The 14667-nt window shown below is 66.2% G+C and carries 11 protein-coding genes; 7 read left to right on the top strand and 4 right to left on the bottom strand.

The genetic code is table 11. The features are described 5' to 3' along the window. The first annotated feature begins 39 nt into the window (after window positions 1–39). The 5 genes from F579_RS0108220 (at window position 40) to F579_RS0108200 (ending at window position 6047) form a co-directional block, all read left to right on the top strand. Window positions 40–1428 (top strand): pitrilysin family protein, encoded by a 1389-nt coding sequence (locus F579_RS0108220; protein WP_019023631.1) that lies wholly within the window; start codon window positions 40–42, stop codon window positions 1426–1428. Beyond that, window positions 1428–2753, top strand: coding sequence for a pitrilysin family protein (locus F579_RS0108215; protein WP_012981587.1), 1326 nt, complete (start codon window positions 1428–1430; stop codon window positions 2751–2753). Before F579_RS0108220 ends, F579_RS0108215 begins: the two co-directional genes overlap by 1 nt. A gap of 28 nt (window positions 2754–2781) precedes the next feature. Then, complete coding sequence (gene rsmD, locus F579_RS0108210; RefSeq protein ID WP_168021581.1) at window positions 2782–3348, top strand: 16S rRNA (guanine(966)-N(2))-methyltransferase RsmD; 567 nt, start codon at window positions 2782–2784, stop codon at window positions 3346–3348. A 182-nt stretch (window positions 3349–3530) separates the two neighbouring features. Continuing rightward, window positions 3531–5156, top strand: coding sequence for a BCCT family transporter (locus tag F579_RS0108205; RefSeq protein WP_019023633.1), 1626 nt, complete (start codon window positions 3531–3533; stop codon window positions 5154–5156). A 9-nt stretch (window positions 5157–5165) separates the two neighbouring features. Further along, window positions 5166–6047 (top strand): NAD(P)-dependent oxidoreductase, encoded by an 882-nt coding sequence (locus F579_RS0108200; protein ID WP_019023634.1) that lies wholly within the window; start codon window positions 5166–5168, stop codon window positions 6045–6047. Window positions 6048–6051: 4 nt separating this feature from the next. Here the strand turns inward: F579_RS0108200 and F579_RS0108195 are convergent, their stop codons facing one another. The 3 genes from F579_RS0108195 to purH form a co-directional block, all read right to left on the bottom strand. Then, window positions 6052–8538 carry a glycogen/starch/alpha-glucan phosphorylase gene (locus F579_RS0108195; RefSeq protein ID WP_019025606.1) on the bottom strand — a complete coding sequence of 829 codons (2487 nt, stop codon included), beginning with the start codon at window positions 8536–8538 and terminating at the stop codon, window positions 6052–6054. A 326-nt stretch (window positions 8539–8864) separates the two neighbouring features. Further along, complete coding sequence (gene purD, locus F579_RS0108190; RefSeq protein WP_019023635.1) at window positions 8865–10154, bottom strand: phosphoribosylamine--glycine ligase; 1290 nt, start codon at window positions 10152–10154, stop codon at window positions 8865–8867. A 13-nt stretch (window positions 10155–10167) separates the two neighbouring features. After that, window positions 10168–11733, bottom strand: a complete 1566-nt coding sequence (gene purH / locus F579_RS0108185) for a bifunctional phosphoribosylaminoimidazolecarboxamide formyltransferase/IMP cyclohydrolase (protein WP_019023636.1) — start codon at window positions 11731–11733, stop codon at window positions 10168–10170. 474 nt (window positions 11734–12207) lie between these two features. Between purH and F579_RS0108180 the strand changes: the two genes are divergently transcribed. Together F579_RS0108180 and F579_RS0108175 are read left to right on the top strand one after the other, a co-directional pair. Beyond that, window positions 12208–13026 (top strand): class I SAM-dependent methyltransferase, encoded by an 819-nt coding sequence (locus tag F579_RS0108180; RefSeq protein WP_012981594.1) that lies wholly within the window; start codon window positions 12208–12210, stop codon window positions 13024–13026. Beyond that, window positions 13023–13871, top strand: coding sequence for a methyltransferase domain-containing protein (locus tag F579_RS0108175; protein WP_019023637.1), 849 nt, complete (start codon window positions 13023–13025; stop codon window positions 13869–13871). The genes F579_RS0108180 and F579_RS0108175 overlap by 4 nt, the downstream gene beginning before the upstream one ends. 39 nt (window positions 13872–13910) lie before the next feature. Here F579_RS0108175 and F579_RS0108170 read toward each other — a convergent pair whose 3' ends face one another. After that, window positions 13911–14651, bottom strand: a complete 741-nt coding sequence (locus F579_RS0108170) for an arginyltransferase (protein ID WP_019023638.1) — start codon at window positions 14649–14651, stop codon at window positions 13911–13913. Window positions 14652–14667 lie beyond the last annotated feature (16 nt).

Raw genomic sequence — 14667 nt, 5'->3', positions numbered from 1 at the left:
GCAATGCGTAGAGCAGTGCTCGGAAGTCTCGTTGGATGGATGGCCGTCTGGCTGATCAGTGCCAGTGTCGTGGCCGGTGAACTGGAGATCGAATCGGATGTGGTGGAAGCCACGCTCGACAACGGTCTGACCGTGCTGGTCCTGGAGGACAGGCGCGCACCGGTGGTGGCCAACATGGTCTGGTATCGCGTCGGCTCGGCCGATGAACACAGCGGCATCACCGGTATATCGCACATGCTGGAACACATGATGTTCCGCGGCTCGGAGAAATACGAGCCGGGCGAGTTCTCGCGGATCGTCGCGCGCATGGGCGGGCGCGAGAACGCCTTTACCGGTCGCGACTATACCGGCTATCACCAGGTGATCGGCTCCGACCACTGGGAGACCGTGATGGCCATGGAGGCCGAGCGCATGCAACACCTGAAGCTGCAGGAGGACGAGTTCCGTCCGGAGCTGCGGGTGGTGCAGGAGGAGCGGCGCCTGCGTGTGGAGGATCAGCCCAACTCCCTGCTGCGCGAGCAACTGATGGCGACGGCTTTTTTCAACCACCCGTACGGCCAGCCCGTGATCGGCTGGATGACCGATATCGAGTCCTACACCCTGGAGGACCTCCAGGACTGGTACGACCGCTACTACCACCCCAGCAACGCGGTGGTCGTGGTCGTCGGCGATGTCGATGCCGACGAGGTGATCGCGGCCGCCGAGAAGCACTTCGGTGCCATCCCCAGCGGCAACGTGCCGGAGGCCAAGCCGCGTCGGGAGACCCCGCAGGCCGGGGAGCGCCGGATTACGGTGCAGGCCCCGGCCCAGGTCCCGTTTCTGATGATGGGCTGGAAGACCCCGGTGCTGAACACGCTGGACTCGCACGAGGACGCCTACGCCCTGCTGGTGGCCGCCGGGATCCTGGACTCGGGCGAGGCCTCGCGCTTCGCGCGCGAGCTGGTCCGGGGGCAGGAACTGGCGAGTGCCACCTCGGCGCGCTACAGCCCGTTCGCTCGGCTGGACGATCTGTTCATGGTCGCCGCCGTGCCGACCTCGGACACGGATATCGAGTCCCTGGAGCAGGCGCTTCTGGACGAGATCGATCGCCTGGCCGAGGAACCCGTGGATGGCCGCGAACTGGAACGTGTGCAGGCGCGGGTAATCGCCTCGGAGGTCTTTGAACGCGATTCCGTGCGTGCCCAGGCCTTCCAGTTGGGCATGCTCGAGACCGTTGGAGTCGGCTGGCGGGAAAATGATCGTTTCCTGGAGCGGGTGCGCGAGGTGACCGCCGAGGACGTCCAGCGCGTGGTACGCGAGTACCTGGTGCCCGAACGTCGCACGGTCGGGGTTCTCGACCCGCAGCCGGTGGATGACGAGGAGGCCCCGGCGCCCGGGCCGTACGGTGCCCCGGATCTCGATGGTGGCTATCCGGAGGAGGGTCACTAATGCTGCACGCAATCAAGAAGCTCTCGCGCCATTCCCTGTTCGCGGGACTGGTCCTGGCCCTGCTGGCGATCCCGGTGCAGGCGGTGGAGATCGAACGCTGGGAGACCGACGAGGGGCTGCGCGTCCTGTATGTCGAGGCGCCGGACCTGCCGATGGTGGACCTGCGCCTGACCTTCGATGGCGGGGCGGCGCGCGACGGCGACCTGCCCGGGCTGGCGATGATGACCTCCCGCAGCCTGCGTCATGGCACCGAGGAGATGGATGCCTCCGAGCTCGCCGAGCGCTTCGAGTCGGTCGGCGCCCGATTCGGCACCAGCTCCCTGCGCGACATGGCGATCGTCAGCCTGCGCACCCTGACCGAACCGGACTGGATGGAGACGGCGGTCGGCACCCTCACCGACGTGCTGTCTGCGCCCGCCTTTCCCGAGGGCGATTTCGAGCGTAGCCGCCGCCAGGCCCTGCAGTCCCTGCAACGCGAGCGCCAGGAGCCTTCTTCGGTGGGGACCCGTCGCTTCTACGAGCTGATGTACGAAGACCACCCGTATGGCAGCTGGCCGGGCGGCGAGGTCGATACGCTGGAGGCGATGACGCGCGATGACGCCCGGGACTTCTTTGAACGCCACTACGCGGCGGGGAACGGCGCGCTGGCGATCACCGGCGGGGTAAGCCGTGAGCAAGCCGAGGAACTGGCCGCCCGGATTTCGGCGGCGCTGCCCCGTGGCGATGCGGTTGACCCGTTGCCGCCAGTGCCGATGCGCGAGGAGCCGGTGGAGGAGCGCATTGCGTTCCCGTCGGAGCAGGCGCACATCTTCATGGGGGCTCCGGCCCTGCGCCGGGGCGACGAGGCGCACTTCGCTCTGACGCTGGCCAATCATGCCCTGGGCGGGGGTGGCTTTACCTCGCGCCTGTTCCAGGAGGTGCGCAGCGCCCGCGGGCTTGCCTATTCCGTGCACAGCCGCTTCCAGCCGATGGCGGTCGAAGGCCCGTTTGTGATCAATATGCAGACGGGGGTGGACCAGACGGACGATGCGGTCGCGGTCCTGCGCGAGCAGGTCCTGCGCTGGCACGCCGAGGGTGTGGATCCTGAAGAGATGGAGGCCTCGCGCGAGAACGTGATCAACTCGTTCCCCTTGTCGCTCGCTTCCAACAGCGACATCGTCAGCCTGCTTGGCATGATCGGTTTCTACGGACTCTCCGATGACTATCTGGAGCGCTATGTCGAGCGCATGCAGGCGGTGGAGCTGGAGACCATGAACACCCAACTGGCCGACCGTCTCAACCCCGAGGCCCTGGTCACGGTCATTGTCGGTGGCCAGGAAGACTAGGCGCGGTCCGCCAGGGCGCAGCGCGCGTATCCGCATCATTGGCGGGGCCTGGCGCCGCCAGTGGCTGCCGGTGCCGTCCGTCGGGGGGCTGCGCCCGACTGCGGATGCCCAGCGCGAGACCCTGTTCAACTGGCTGCAGCCGCAGCTGCCGGGTGCGCGAGTACTGGACCTGTACGCCGGCACCGGCGCCCTGGGCTTCGAGGCCGCCTCGCGGGGTGCGCGCGAGGTCTGGCTGGTCGAGCGCGACGCACGGGCGGCGGCCCAGCTCGAGGCCAACCGTGAACGCCTGGGGGCCACCCAGGTGCACATCCGGCGCGACGATGTGGCCCGTTTGCTGGGCCAGCTTCCGGAGGGCGACCCCTTCGATGTCGTGTTTCTCGACCCTCCCTTTGGTCAGGGCCGGGTCGCCCCGGCGCTCGCCGCACTGGCCGTCCAGGGCTGGCTGAGCCCCGGCGCACGCGTCTACGCGGAGCTGGAGTCGGAGGCCGATCCGAGTTTTGTGCAGGAGGACGGCTGGGCGATCGAGCGCGAACGCGTGTGCGGGCAGGCGCGGGGTCTACTGCTTGCGCGCAGTCCCGCCGAGGACGACTCGTGAAGCGTTTTGCAGTTTGCCAGGTCATTGGCTACGGTAGGAGCGTCGTCCGTCGGCACCGTTTTGTCGACTGAGCGCGTCCCCGACCGTCAGGCGCACGGGAAGGCTCGGGATGCAATGTCCCGAGGTGTGCCGAATACGCCGGTGTGGCGTTCAAGCGCAACACAAGAATAGGGGAGCCAAGCATGGAAGAACCGTCTTCAAGCCCGGGGCTGAACCAGACCCGGATCGCCGGCTTCGGCATCATCTGCAGCCCGGTGTTCTGGATTTCCAGTGCCGTGATCGCCGCATTCGTTCTGTTCGGGGCGGTTTTCCCGGACACGGCGGAGGAGATCTTCGAGAAGCTGCAGACCGGCATCTCCGAATACCTCGGCTGGTACTACATGCTGGTGGTGACGGTCTTCCTGATCTTCTCTCTGTACCTGATGTTTTCGCGCTACGGGGGCATACGGCTCGGAGACCAGTTCGAGGCGCCGCGTTTCAGCTATGCCGCGTGGTTCGCGATGCTCTTCTCCGCAGGCATGGGGATCGGACTGCTGTTCTGGAGCATTGCCGAGCCGATGTACCACTACCTGGATCCGCCGCATGCCGATGGCGAGACCAGCGAGGCCGCGACCGAGGCGATGCGCTACACCTTCTTCCACTGGGGGCTGCATGCCTGGGCGATCTACATCGTCGTTGGCCTGTCGCTGGCCTACTATGCCTACCGGCACAACCTGCCGCTGCTGATCCGTTCCTCGCTGTATCCGTTCATCGGTGACCGCATCTATGGCCCCTGGGGGCACCTGATCGACATCCTGGCCCTGTTCGGGACCATGTTCGGGGTGGCCACCTCGCTGGGTCTCGGGGTCATGCAGATCAACTCGGGCCTGAACTACGTGTTCGGGATCGAGGAATCCACGGCCATGCAGATCATCCTGGTCGCGATCATCACCCTGATCGCGGTGGGCTCGGTGGCACTGGGGATCGACAAGGGCATCAAGCGGCTGTCGAACTTCAACATCGGGCTGGCGGTGATCCTGCTCGCCCTGTTGCTGATCATGGGGCCGACACTGTTCATCCTGCGCGTGCTGGTGGAGTCGACCGGCGTCTACGTGCAGCACTTGCCCGAGATGAGCCTGTGGGCCGATACCATCGACGAGACCGGCTGGGCCACCGCCTGGACCATCTTCTACTGGGGCTGGTGGATCTCCTGGGCGCCGTATGTCGGCATGTTCATCGCCCGCGTCTCGCGCGGGCGCACGATCCGGGAATTCGTGGCCGGCGTGCTGCTGGCCCCGACCGCTGCTGCCTTTGTCTGGCTGGCCGTGTTCGGCGGTACCGCGATGGGCTACGAGCTGGGTGGCGTGGCCAATATCTCCGGCGCGGTCGAAGAGAGCGTGTCCACCGCGTTGTTCGCGACCATCGAGGCGATGCCGCTGTGGGACTGGCTGGCGGTGCTGGCCATGGCCGCGGCCACGGTGCTCATCGTGACCTTCTTTGTCACCTCCTCGGACTCCGGATCGCTGGTGATTGATACCCTGGCCTCGGGTGATGTGCGCAACCCGACCGTGACCCAGCGAGTCTACTGGGCAATCCTCGAGGGGATTGTGGCGTCGATCCTGCTGCTGGCGGGCGGTCTTGCCGCCCTGCAGGCGGCGGCGATCAGCGTCGGCCTGCCGTTCTCGGTGGTGATGCTCGTGATGGTGTTCGGGTTGTGGAAGAGTCTGCATTCCACCGAGGCCGTGACGCCGACCAAATATCAGAAAGAGGCGCCACCGCCGCATACCCTGCTGGGGTATACGGAGGATCTGGACGACAAGATCAAGTAGGAGGTCACTATGGCTGCGTCCCGCGTGGCGCTGCTGGGCTGCGGGCTCATGGGGCAACCCATGGGCCTGCGTCTTTTGCGCGCCGGTTTTTCCGTCGAGGCCTACAACCGCTCCCAGGAGCGGGCCAGCGACCTGGCCAGCGAGGGGGTAACGGTACACACCGTGCCGGCGGCGGCCGTCGCCGGGGCCGATACCCTGGTGCTGATGCTCTCCGATGCCGCCGCAATCCAGGCAGTGCTGAGGATGTTGCCGGAAGGCGCGTTGAGCGGGCGCTGTGTGATCCAGATGGCGACGATCCTGCCGGCCGAGAGCCGCCAGCTGGCCGAGCACCTGCGCCGCTCCGGGGCCTGTTATGTCGAGGCGCCAGTGCTGGGGTCGATTCCGGAAGCGCGTGAGGGGCGGTTGCTGGTCATGGCCGGCGCTGATACGGAGGCGGATTTCGAGCGTGCGAGTCCGGTCCTCGCGGCGCTGGGCGAGAACCCGCGGCATGTCGGTCCGGTGGGGCAGGGTGCGGCCCTGAAGCTCGCGTTCAACCAGCTGATCGCCAGTCTGACCGCCGCCTTCTCCTTGAGCCTGGGGCTGGTCCGCCGCGAGGGGGCGGAGGTCGATACCTTCATGGAGATCCTGCGCGAGTCGGCGCTGTATGCGCCGACTTTCGACAAGAAGCTGGACAAAATGCTCTCCGGTGACTTCGGGACGGCGAACTTCCCGGTCAAGCACCTGCTGAAGGACGTGCGCCTCGCCGAGCGCGCTGCCGAGGACGCGCAACTGATCGGCCCGTGGCTCCCGCTGCTGGCGCAGCTACTGGAGCAGGCCCAGGATCGCGGGCTGGCGGACGCCGACTACTCCGCGATCTACAGCGCAATCGCTCCCGAACCGTCGGCACACTGAACGGTCAAGCGGCCCCGTTGGTCTTGGAAGGGGCAACCGGTTCCGGGGTGACGTCCCAGATCTGGCTGGCGTAGTCGCGCACCGTGCGGTCGATGGAGAAAAAGCCCATGCGGGCGACATTGTGGATCGCCGCCTCGGCCCAGGCGGACGGGTCCGCGTACAGGGCATCCGCCCGTTCACAAGCCTCCGCGTAGGCCGAATAGTCGGCCAGCACGAAGAACGGATCGTCCTCGCGCAGGTAACGCCCCAGTTCGCGGTGGGTATCCGGGTCGTTGCAGGTAAAGAACCCCGATTCGATCATGTCCACCGCGGCTGCCAGGTCGGGTGTGCGCTCCAGGATGGCGGATGGCCGTTCGCCACGGGCGCGGTGCTCGACCACTTCCTCGGCGGTCATCCCGAAGATGAAGACGTTCTCGTCGCCAACCGCATCGCGGATCTCGATGTTGGCGCCATCCAGCGTGCCGATGGTCAGGGCCCCGTTCAGGGCCAGTTTCATGTTGCCGGTGCCGGAGGCCTCGAAGCCGGCGGTGGAGATCTGCTCGGAGATGTCAGCGGCCGGGATGATGATGCTGGCGGAGCTGACTTCGTAGTTCGGGAAGAACACACACTTCAGGCGATCGCCAACGGCCGGGTCGTGGTTCACGATGTCGGCTACCTCGTTGATCACCTGGATGATCGCCTTGGCGCGGGCGTAGCCCGGTGCGGCCTTGCCGCCGAACAGCACCACGCGCGGCGGGATGTCCTCGCCGGCGCGGATGCGGCGGTACAGGTCCACCACGTGCAGGAGCTTCAGCAGCTGGCGCTTGTACTCGTGGATGCGCTTCACCTGAACGTCAAAAAGCACGTCCGGATTCAGCTCCACGCCGGTGCGTTCGCGCACCAGGTCCGCGAGCCGGGCCTTGTTGGCACGCTTCACCGCCATGAATTCACGCTGCAATTCCGGATCGGTGGCGTAGGGTTCCAGTGCGCGCAGGCGCTCCAGGTCGTATTGCCAGTCGTTGCCGATACGCCGGCCCAGGAGTTCGGTCAGGGCCGGGTTGGACTGGATCATCCATAGTCGTGGCGTCACGCCGTTGGTCACGTTGACGAAGCGTTCCGGCCAGAGCTCAAAGAACTCCTCGAACAGGGTCTCCTGCAGCAGGCGCGTATGCAGTGCGGCGACGCCATTGATGTGGTGCGAGCCGACCACCGCCAGGTGCGCCATGCGGACCCGGCGCTCGCCTTCTTCGTCGATGATCGACAGGCGCGCCAGGCGGTCATTGTCCCCCGGGTAGCGGTGCCGCACCTCCTCCAGGAACTCGTGGTTGATCTGGTAGATGATGCCCATGTGGCGCGGCAGCACGTGCTGCATCAGCGGGACCGACCAGGTCTCCAGCGCCTCGGGCATCAGGGTGTGGTTGGTGTAGGCGAAGGTCCGCCGGGTCAGATCCCAGGCGCGATCCCAGGGCACTTCATGGTGGTCGACCAGCAGCCGCATCAGTTCGGCCACGGCGATCGCGGGGTGGGTGTCGTTCAGCTGGATCGCGGCCTTGTCCGGAAGGGCATCCAGCGGGTAGCCCAGCCCCAGGTGGCGTTCGAGGGCGTCCTGTAGCGAGGCAGAAACAAAGAAGTATTCCTGCTCCAGGCGCAGTTCCTTGCCGATCGCGGTAGCGTCGTTCGGGTACAGCACCATGGAGATGGTCTCGGACTCGTTCTTGTCCGCGACCGCCCGGATGTAATCCCCTTCATTGAAGTAGCGCAGGTCGAAGTCGCGGGTTGCCTTGGCGGCCCACAGGCGCAAGTTGTTTACGTTGCGCCGTCCGTAGCCCGCGGTCGGATAGTCGTAGGCCATGGCCAGGACTTCCTCGCCGTCTTCCCAGGTATAACGGGTCTCGCCGTTTGGATGATGGTGCTCGACCACGTAGCCGTAGAAGTGGATCGAATACTTGCGATCCGAACGCGGGAACTCCCAGGGGTTGCCGTAACGCAGCCAGTTGTCCGGGTGCTCCACCTGGCGGTAGGGTTCGAACTCCTGGCGGAACATGCCGTATTCGTAGCGGATGCCATAGCCATAGCCGGGATAGCCCTGGGTGGCCAGTGACTCCAGGATGCAGGCCGCGAGTCGACCGAGGCCGCCGTTGCCCAAGGCCGCGTCGTCTTCGAGATCCACGATCTGGTCGAGATCCACGCCGAGATCGCTCATCGCCTGGCGCGCCTCGTCGAGGATGCCCATATTGCGCAGATTCGCCTCGAGCATGCGCCCGATCAGGTACTCCATCGACAGGTAGTAGACGCGCTTGACGTCTTCTTCGGCGAACTGGCGGCGGGTCAGCAGGCGGCGCTCGACCATGCGCTCGCGGATGGCGAAGGCCAGGGCCTCCAGCCAGTCGCGGTGGGTGGCTTTGCGCGGGTCTTCGCCCACCACGCGGACGACGGCATCGCGAATCGATTGCCGCAGGCCCTCCACGTCGTTGGGGAGGTGGGGCAGGTGTGTCACTTCGGGGGCGGCCATTCGGCGGTCTCCAGAACTAGGGAAACACTGATCAATGTACACGCTCGCGCTCGAGTCGCTTTTGCGCGCGAACAAGGCGCGGTGACCGCCGTGCAGTCATTCTGCACAAGGGAGCCGCAACGCCGTGCGCGCGCCAGTTTTTGATTACAACGGGCGGCCGAGCCCCTTCGGGGTTGGCACCCCAGGTTCCCCGATCCTGCGTTGCGCCGCTTGCGGGTAGAACCACTACCCGCTACACGACGCGCCTGGCCTCGGAAAACCTGGGGTACCAACGCGAGCGTGTACATTAATCAGTGTTTCCCTGGGGTGTGGGCCGCCGACCGGGGTTACCCCTCGCGAGCGACGGCGCGATAGCCAATATCTGTCCGGCAGTATATATCCTCGAAGTGGATCCGGTGCACGGCCTCGTAGGCCTTTTTCTGGGCGGATTTCACGTCCCTTCCAAGGCCCACGACGCAGAGCACGCGGCCCCCGGCGGTCACGACTGCGCCGTCTTCGCGCGTTGCGGTCCCGGCATGAAATACGTAAGCCTCGGGGTTGTTCTCCACCGACTCGAGTCCGGTGATCACATCGCCTTTGCGGTAGGCGCCCGGGTAGCCTCCGGCGGCCAGCACCACGCCGAGGGCGACGCGGGCATCCCAGCGGGCCTCGATCTGGTCCAGTCGTTCGTCCAGCGCGGCCTCGACCAGGTCGGCCAGGTCCGATTCCAGGCGGCTCAGGATCGGCTGGGTCTCCGGGTCACCGAAGCGGCAGTTGAATTCCAGCACCTTCGGGTTGCCCTCGGCGTCGATCATCACGCCGGCATAGAGGAAACCGGTATAGCGTTCGCCGTCGGCGGCCATGCCGCGCACGGTCGGTTCGATGACCTCGCGCAGGATGCGCGCGTGCAGTTCGTCTGTCACGACGGGGGCTGGCGAGTAGGCGCCCATGCCGCCGGTGTTCGGGCCCTGGTCGCCGTCGTCGCGCGCCTTGTGGTCCTGCGAGGAGGCCAGCGGTAGTACGTGCTCGCCGTCCACCATGCAGATGAAGCTCGCCTCCTCGCCGCGCAGGAATTCCTCGATCACCACACGATGACCCGCTTCGCCAAAGGCGTTGCCGGCCAGCATGTCGCGCACCGCGGCGCAGGCCTCGTCCTCGGTCTGCGCGAGGATCACGCCCTTGCCGGCGGCCAGCCCGTCGGCCTTGACCACGATCGGGGCCCCGTGGGTCTTGATGAAGTCCAGCGCGGCCGTCTCGTCCTCGAAGCTGCCGTAGGCCGCGGTGGGGATGCCGTGGCGCTGCATGAAGTCCTTGGCGAAGCTCTTGGAGCCCTCGAGCTGCGCGGCCTTTGCCGTGGGGCCGAAGCAGCGGCGCCCGGCGGCGCGGAAGGCGTCGACGACGCCCGCGACCAGCGGCGCCTCGGGGCCGACCACAGTAAAGGCGATGTCTTCGCGCTCGGCCAGGGCCAGCAGGCCGTCGATGTCGGTGACGTCCACCGCGTGGTTCTCGCACTTGTCCGTGCGCGTGGTGCCGGCGTTGCCGGGGGCGACCAGCACCCGCTGCACGCGCGGGGACTGGGCCAGTTTCCAGGCCAGGGCATGCTCGCGGCCGCCGTTGCCGATTACCAGTACATTCATGCGAGGCCCCGGATCAATGTCGGAAGTGGCGCATGCCGGTGAACAGCATCGCGATGTCGTGTTCATTGGCGGCGGCGATCACCTCGTCGTCGCGCATCGACCCGCCCGGCTGGATCACGGCGGTGATGCCCGCCTCGGCGGCCGCGTCGATCCCGTCGCGGAACGGGAAGAAGGCGTCCGAGGCCATCACCGAGCCGGCCACCTGCAGGCCCTCGTCGGCGGCCTTGATGCCCGCGATCCGTGCGGAGTAGACCCGGCTCATCTGCCCGGCGCCAACCCCGATGGTCTGTTCGTCACGGGCATAGACAATGGCATTCGACTTTACGTACTTCGCGACCTGCCAGGCGAAGCACAGGTCCCGGGTCTCCTGCTCGGAAGGGGCCCGCGCGGTCACGGTCTTCAGGTCCACATCCGCGAGCGAGCCACGGTCGGCATCCTGCACCAGCAGCCCGCCGCCGATACGCTTGTAGTCGAGACCCGGGGCCGTGGCGGCCGGCGGAATCTCCAGCACCCGGACGTTCTTCTTGGTGGCAAGGGCGCGCAGTGCACCCGGGGCGATCTCCGGGGCGATCACGACCTCCACGAACTGGCGGCTGACGATCGCGTGTGCGGTATCGCCATCCAGCGGGCGGTTGAAGGCGATGATGCCGCCGAAGGCCGAGGTGGGGTCGGTCTGGAAGGCGCGCTCGTAGGCCATCAGCTGGGTCGGGGCGACGGCCACGCCGCAGGGGTTCGCGTGTTTCACGATCACGCAGGCCCCGGCCTCGAACTGGCGCACGCATTCCCAGGCGGCGTCGGCATCGGCCAGGTTGTTGTAGGACAGGGATTTGCCCTGGTGCTGGCGGTAGCTGGCCAGCGAGCCGGGTGCCGGCGCGGGATCGCGATAGAACGCGGCGCGCTGGTGCGGGTTCTCGCCGTAGCGCAGCGCCTCGACACGTTCGAAGGTCGCATTGAGTTGACCCGGGAAGGGTTCCGCCTCGCCATTCTCGTCCAGCGCCGAGAGGTAGTTGCTGATCGCCGCGTCATAGCGGGCGACATGGTCGAAGGCCGCCACCGACAGGCGAAAGCGCAGGTGCGCCGGGACCTCGCCGTGCTCGGTCAGGCTGTCCACGATGGCGCCGTACTGCTCCGGGCTGGTGGCGACGGCCACGTCGCGATAGTTCTTGGCCGCCGCGCGCAGCATCGCCGGCCCGCCGATGTCGATGTTTTCGATCGCCTCCTCCAGCGTGCAGCCGGGGCGGGCCACGGTGGCCTCGAACGGATAGAGATTGACCACCAGCAGGTCGATTGGCGGGATGTCCTGCTCCTCCATCACCGTGGCATCGACATCGCGCCGCCCGAGCAGGCCACCGTGGATGCGCGGGTGCAGCGTCTTCACCCGGCCATCCATGATCTCGGGGAAGCCTGTGTGCTGCGAGACCTCGGTCACCGGCAGGCCTTCCTCGGCCAGCAGGCGGGCGGTGCCGCCGGTGGACAGGAGTTCGACACCCCGTTCGTGCAGGGCGCGAGCGAGCTCGGCCACGCCGGTCTTTTCGGATACGGATAACAGGGCTCGGCGGACGGGGCGGCTGGCGGTCATTCGGGGGGCCTCTGGGAAAGGGTCAAAAACCCCCATTATAGCGAAGCTGGCCGGGTCGGGTGGCCGCGCAGGCCCCGCCCCATGGCGGCCGCCAACTTGTAATTTTTGTGCAAAACCTTCAGGGTATAAAAACGATTTCGGAACCAATCGCCCGCGACCCGACGCGTTGCGAGGCGCCGTTACCGTTTCCTCGAACCAGGCGGGTGGGCCCGCCAGACCACGGTTCGGCATCCGGGCCCGATTGCCCTTCCGGATGCGAGGGAAAACCGGCTTCGGCCGGCCGCAGGCGCTGCCCGACAACGCGCTTGCGGGATAGGACGCCTGATCGCCGGGCGCAGTCAGCCCGGTCCGGATCATCGTCGATGTGCCGCCCGAGCGAGGTGCGCGACGGCGTCCGGTGGGCTTGGTTCCGGCGGTCCGGCCGACGGTCGGCTGGACCGCGTGAATAACGCAGCACAGCCAAGAGGAATCAGCATGTCCGCGAACATCAAGAATGATCAGGATTTCGGCGAGAAGCCGACCGAGCGTCGCGATACCGAGAACTATCGCAACGAGTACACCACCGGTTTTGTTGACAAGTGGGATGACCTGATCGACTGGGACAACCGCGCCAAGAGCGAAGGCACCTTCTTTATCGAGGAGCTGAAAAAGCGCGGCGCCAAGCGCGTGCTGGATGTAGCGGCCGGTACCGGCTTCCATTCCGTGCAGCTGCGCGAGGCGGGTTTCGATGTGGTCACTGCCGACGGCAGCCCGGAGATGCTGGCCAAGGCCTTCGAGAACGGCCGCAAGCGAGGCCACATCCTGCGCACCGTGCAGGCCGACTGGCGCATGCTGAACCGCGACATCTACGGCCGTTACGACGCGGTGGTCTGCCTGGGTAATTCCTTTACCCACCTGTTCAACGAACACGACCGCCGCAAGGCCCTGGCGGAGTTCTACTCCGCCCTGAACCACGATGGCGTGCTGATCCTTGATCAGCGCAACTACGACACCATCATGGACCACGGGTACTCGTCCAAGCATACGTACTACTACTGCGGCGACGACGTTCAGGTGCAGCCGGCGCATGTGGATGAAGGCCTGGCCCGCTTCCAGTACCGCTTCCCGGATGGCTCCGAGTACTTCCTGAACATGTTCCCGCTGCGCAAGGCCTATGTGCGTCGCCTGATGCGCGAGGTCGGCTTCCAGCAGATCGAGACCTACGGCGATTTCCAGGAGACCTACCGCGAGACGGATCCGGACTTCTTCATCCACGTCGCCGACAAGCGTTACATCGAGGACGAGAACCGATGAGCACTCAGTATTCCGACGTCGTCGAGACGGCGCGCGACTACTACAACAGCGAAGACGCCGATACCTTCTACAAGCTGGTGTGGGGTGGCGAAGACCTCCACATCGGCATGTACGAGTACCAGGGCGAGCCGATCGGTGATGCCAGCCGGCGCACGGTCGCGCACATGTCCGACCTGCTCGGCGAGCCGCAGCCGGAATGGCGCGTGCTCGACATGGGCGCCGGGTATGGTGGCGTGGCCCGCTATCTGGTCGAGAACTACGGCTGTGACGTGACCGCGCTCAATCTCTCCGAAAAGGAGAACGAGCGTGATCGCGAGATCAACAAGGCACGTCACCTCGATCACAAGATCACCGTGGTCGACGGCTCCTTCGAAAAGGTCGACGAGCCGGATGCCTCCTACGATGTCGTCTGGTCCGAGGATTCGTTCCTGCACAGCCAGAACGAAAAGAAAAAGGAAGTGATCAAGGAAGCCGCGCGCCTGTTGAAGCCGGGCGGCTGGCTGATCTTCACCGATCCGATGCAGACCGACAACTGCCCGGATGGCGTGCTCGACCCGATCCTGGCCCGCATCCACCTCGACTCGCTGGCCAGCCCTTCGCTCTATCGCGAGGCGGCCAAGGAAGCGGGCCTCTACGAGGTCGGGTTCGAGGAACACTCCAGCCAGATCGCGACGCATTATGGTCGTGTGAAGCAGGAACTGGAGTCGCGTGAAGAGGAACTGCGTGGCTATATCTCCCAGGACTACATCGACCGCATGAAGCAGGGTCTGCAGCACTGGGTGGACGGCGGCCAGTCGGGCTATCTGACCTGGGGCATCTTCCGCTTCCGCAAGCCGGCCGAGTAAGTCGGCCGGGGAGTGCTGGCGGCCGCTACGGGCCGGCCGTTATGGGCGGCTCGTCAGCCGCTTCCAGACCCCGCTCACCCGGCCCTCGATGGGCCGGAAGCGGGTCTTGTAGGCCATCTTCGGGGCCTGGTCGATCCAGTACCCGAGATAGACATGCGGCAGGCGCAGCCGCCGGGCATGCGCGATCTGCGTAAGCACGGCGAGGGTGCCCAGGCCGCGATCCGGGGTCTCCGGATCGAAAAAACTGTACATGGCCGACAGCCCCTGTGGGGTGCGGTCGGTGAGCGCAACGGCCACCAGGTTGTGGTCCCGGCGGAATTCGAGGATATCCACCGGACCGTTGCGGTGGCTGAGCATGCCCGCGTAATCGTCGCGCCCCATGCGCTCCATGCCGCCGCCGGTATGGCGATGGGCGAGATAGCGCGAGAACAGCGGCATGTGCTCGTCCAGGTCTGCGCAGGGTGTGTGCCCGGGCTGGTCCGGGGGGCGCGTAATCGTGACCGCGAGATCATGATTGCGTTTCAGGCAGCGGCGCTGGCTGCGGCTGGGTGCGAAGTCCGCAACCGGGATGCGCACCGGAACGCAGGCCGAGCACGTCGGGCAGTGGTGGCGATAGACGAACTGGCCACTGCGGCGAAAGCCCTCGGCAAGCAGTTGCCCATAGCGCGCCCCGCCCAGGCTGACCGCGGGGTCGACCAGCAGGCTCTGCATCTCGCGGTCGTCCAGATAGGGACAGGCCTGCGGGGCCGTAACAAACCAACGGATCGGGTGCTCCTGCATGTGGCTATCGTGACAC

This window comes from Thioalkalivibrio sp. ALJ21, from assembly GCF_000378605.1.
In the GTDB taxonomy this organism is placed as follows: Bacteria; Pseudomonadota; Gammaproteobacteria; order Ectothiorhodospirales; family Ectothiorhodospiraceae; genus Thioalkalivibrio.
The sequence above is the reverse complement of the archived record's forward strand: the minus strand, read 5'-3'. Positions and strand labels throughout refer to the sequence as shown.

What these genes read in the sequence shown, in the direction of transcription:
- F579_RS0108220 (WP_019023631.1), top strand. Translation starts at nt 40, where the DNA reads ATGGCCGTCTGGCTGATCAGTGCCAGTGTCGTGGCCGGTGAACTGGAG.
- F579_RS0108215 (WP_012981587.1), top strand. Translation starts at nt 1,428, where the DNA reads ATGCTGCACGCAATCAAGAAGCTCTCGCGCCATTCCCTGTTCGCGGGA.
- F579_RS0108205 (WP_019023633.1), top strand. Translation starts at nt 3,531, where the DNA reads ATGGAAGAACCGTCTTCAAGCCCGGGGCTGAACCAGACCCGGATCGCC.
- F579_RS0108200 (WP_019023634.1), top strand. Translation starts at nt 5,166, where the DNA reads ATGGCTGCGTCCCGCGTGGCGCTGCTGGGCTGCGGGCTCATGGGGCAA.
- F579_RS0108195 (WP_019025606.1), bottom strand. Translation starts at nt 8,538, where the DNA reads ATGGCCGCCCCCGAAGTGACACACCTGCCCCACCTCCCCAACGACGTG.
- purD (WP_019023635.1), bottom strand. Translation starts at nt 10,154, where the DNA reads ATGAATGTACTGGTAATCGGCAACGGCGGCCGCGAGCATGCCCTGGCC.
- purH (WP_019023636.1), bottom strand. Translation starts at nt 11,733, where the DNA reads ATGACCGCCAGCCGCCCCGTCCGCCGAGCCCTGTTATCCGTATCCGAA.
- F579_RS0108180 (WP_012981594.1), top strand. Translation starts at nt 12,208, where the DNA reads ATGTCCGCGAACATCAAGAATGATCAGGATTTCGGCGAGAAGCCGACC.
- F579_RS0108175 (WP_019023637.1), top strand. Translation starts at nt 13,023, where the DNA reads ATGAGCACTCAGTATTCCGACGTCGTCGAGACGGCGCGCGACTACTAC.
- F579_RS0108170 (WP_019023638.1), bottom strand. Translation starts at nt 14,651, where the DNA reads ATGCAGGAGCACCCGATCCGTTGGTTTGTTACGGCCCCGCAGGCCTGT.